2 protein-coding genes and 1 tRNA gene are annotated in these 2,381 nt (G+C 64.9%); 1 reads left to right on the plus strand and 2 read right to left on the minus strand.

Annotation, left to right across the window (positions count from 1 at the left end):
- Nucleotides 1–71: 71 nt before the first annotated feature.
- A tRNA-Thr gene (locus FJZ36_19020) sits at nucleotides 72–146 on the minus strand.
- A 72-nt stretch (nucleotides 147–218) separates the two neighbouring features.
- The gene (locus tag FJZ36_19025; GenBank protein ID MBM3216992.1) at nucleotides 219–1,055 is read right to left on the minus strand and encodes a thermonuclease family protein; all 837 of its coding nucleotides are present in this window, start codon (nucleotides 1,053–1,055) and stop codon (nucleotides 219–221) included.
- A gap of 202 nt (nucleotides 1,056–1,257) precedes the next feature.
- Between FJZ36_19025 and FJZ36_19030 the strand changes: the two genes are divergently transcribed.
- Nucleotides 1,258–1,539, plus strand: coding sequence for a hypothetical protein (locus FJZ36_19030; GenBank protein MBM3216993.1), 282 nt, complete (start codon nucleotides 1,258–1,260; stop codon nucleotides 1,537–1,539).
- Nucleotides 1,540–2,381 lie beyond the last annotated feature (842 nt).

Below are 2,381 nucleotides of genomic sequence, written 5' to 3' on the forward strand. Positions count from 1 at the left end.
CCTCAGCTTGGGAAGCTGACGCTCTACCACTGAGCTATTCCCGCCGATCGAGCGCTCCGGGCGTGTATGGGTGGAGCCGACGAGTGGATTCGAACCACCGACCCGCTGATTACGAATCAACTGCTCTACCCCTGAGCTACGTCGGCTCGCGTCGCCGGTTGTGGTCGCCGGCACAAGCTACGTTATCTTCCTCACCGCGCGGAGTCAAGCCAAACGGACTACGACGGCGGGTCACAGACGGCGCACGGGCTGCGATCCTTCCGCCCTTCGGCGAGTGAGACTGCCCTGCCCGAACCGCCGAGAAGCCGGCACGAGCGCCGATGGTACTTGGTTCCGCTGGGCGAGACGTAGACCACCGTGTCGGGCCCAGCCGACGCTGCCGTGTTCGACTCGCGGGGCTGGGATCCCTGCTCTCCCCACAGCCCGCGCCCGGCTTCGCGGGCTTGCCGTTCCGCCTCGCGGAACGCGGCCATGTGCTCGAACGGGAACCGCGTGTAGGCGTGTCCGTATCCCTGCCGGATGATCTCCTCGTTGACGAAGAGCCTGTCGGACGCGCGGTAGACGTACGCCAACTGCCGCCCGAACCGATCAGCCGGCTCGCTGCCGAACCGCAGCACGACGTTCTCGCCCAGCAGTAGGTTCCGCGTGAACGTGGATGCCTCCTTGCCGTATGCCTCGACCGGTCGGTTGGGGTGAACGGTCTCGGGCGTGTCGACGCCGATCAAGCGCACGGTCGTCGGCTTGCCGTCCAGCTCGACCGAGAGCGTGTCGCCGTCGATGACGCGCAGCACGCGGGCGACCGTGCCGGTAGACGCCGATGGAGATGGCTGAGCCGATTCGGCGATCCGTTCGTCCTGAAGGTTGCTCTCAGCGACCGGGCTGGCGTTATCGTCAACTTGGACGATACGGTGTTCGACCACCGCATCGCCGGCGCGTTGGACGCGCGTCTCGTACACGGCGAACATGGCGACCACCCCAAGGGCGGCTCCGAGAAGCATCCATCCCAACGACTTCATGCCATCCCCTCGCGATTGTGTGTCCACGCCGGTTGGCATCGCCACAGCGCACGCTCGACGCCAATGACATCTGCGTGCCTGTCTCTTGTGGAACCTCCGTGCACAACGGATCGTTTCATCTCGGTACTCAGGAGTGGCGACCGCCCCGTAAGCACTGGGGCTGGTGGTGTCGTTCCAGGTAACGACCGCATGCCGCGCTGAGATCGACAGCGGGAACGCGAGTCGCCGCAGGAGTCAGGCGATGGAAACGCAACAGAACACTCACCCAAGCTCTTCAGCCCTGACCCCTGAAACGGACGCTCTGACGCGCGAGGAGCGGTGCGACCGGTACCGCGACCTCGCCCGCGCCGTGATCGAGCTCGCCTGGCGCGACGCGCGACCCGAGTCTCGGTCGTCGGATGCCAACCGCGAGGACGCGCGGGCGTTCCTGTTCTCGGAGAGCGGCGACTTCTGGGCGAGTCTCGGCAGCGTCAACCTCGCGCACTTGCGCCGGGTAATCCGCGAGAGCCGGCTGGCAAGGTAGCGTCGCGTTCGGTCTGCTACTGTCTCCTCCTGTAGACCTTCCCCCACCCTCGCGGCGACGAGACCGCGACCTGCTCATACGCCGTGTCGAGTTGCGCCTTGATCTTCTGGTAACACTCCGTTGCCCGCATGGCATCCGTGGCGTTCCACACGATCACGTAGTCCACGCTGCCGCCCGTGCGTTCCGGGTAGCTCAGGAAGTCCACGCAGGGCGGCTGTGCGGACACGCCGTTCGGCGTCGACGAGATGTGCGCGTACGCGCTTCTCTCGGCTCGCCATCGAGTCGGGAAGTAGTCCGTGTTCGCTTCGTAGTTCTCCAACTCGATGGCGTTGCGATCCGCCGCGATCCGCCCAGTCGCATGGATGAACGGACCGACTCGAGACGACACGAGTGTACCGTCCTCGCGGATGCCCTGGTAGGAGAAGACGAGCGGCAGGAACGTCGATCCTTCAGACACGACCGATGCCACGTCGAGGTACTCGGTGAGGTAGCCGTTCAGTTCGGCGTACTTGGGCATGTGGTTCATGAGCATGGCGATTGACAGCACCGCGGCAGTTCCCTGAACGGCGATCCGAGCGATTCGGTCGAACGTGTGCGCTCCGAACCAAAGAATCGCGATCAGGTACGGAAACAGGATAAGCCGGTGGCTGATGAACCCGCCGCCCACCATGCCATCTGGCGCGAGAAACGCCGCCGCGACCGAGATACCGACGACTGGGAGGAGCCAGTCCCATCGGCTCAGACGACGTCTCAGGGCGTTCGAGACCAGCAGGTACGCGGCGACGATGGCGAACAAGCCTGCTACGGCGGTTGTCAATCGGACTTCGGGTTCCGCATACGAG

The sequence above is a fragment of the Candidatus Poribacteria bacterium genome (genome assembly GCA_016866785.1).
In the GTDB taxonomy this organism is placed as follows: Bacteria; Poribacteria; WGA-4E.

Coding starts and splice junctions, on each gene's coding strand:
- FJZ36_19025 (MBM3216992.1), bottom strand. CDS start 1,055: ATGCCAACCGGCGTGGACACACAATCGCGAGGGGATGGCATGAAGTCG.
- FJZ36_19030 (MBM3216993.1), top strand. CDS start 1,258: ATGGAAACGCAACAGAACACTCACCCAAGCTCTTCAGCCCTGACCCCT.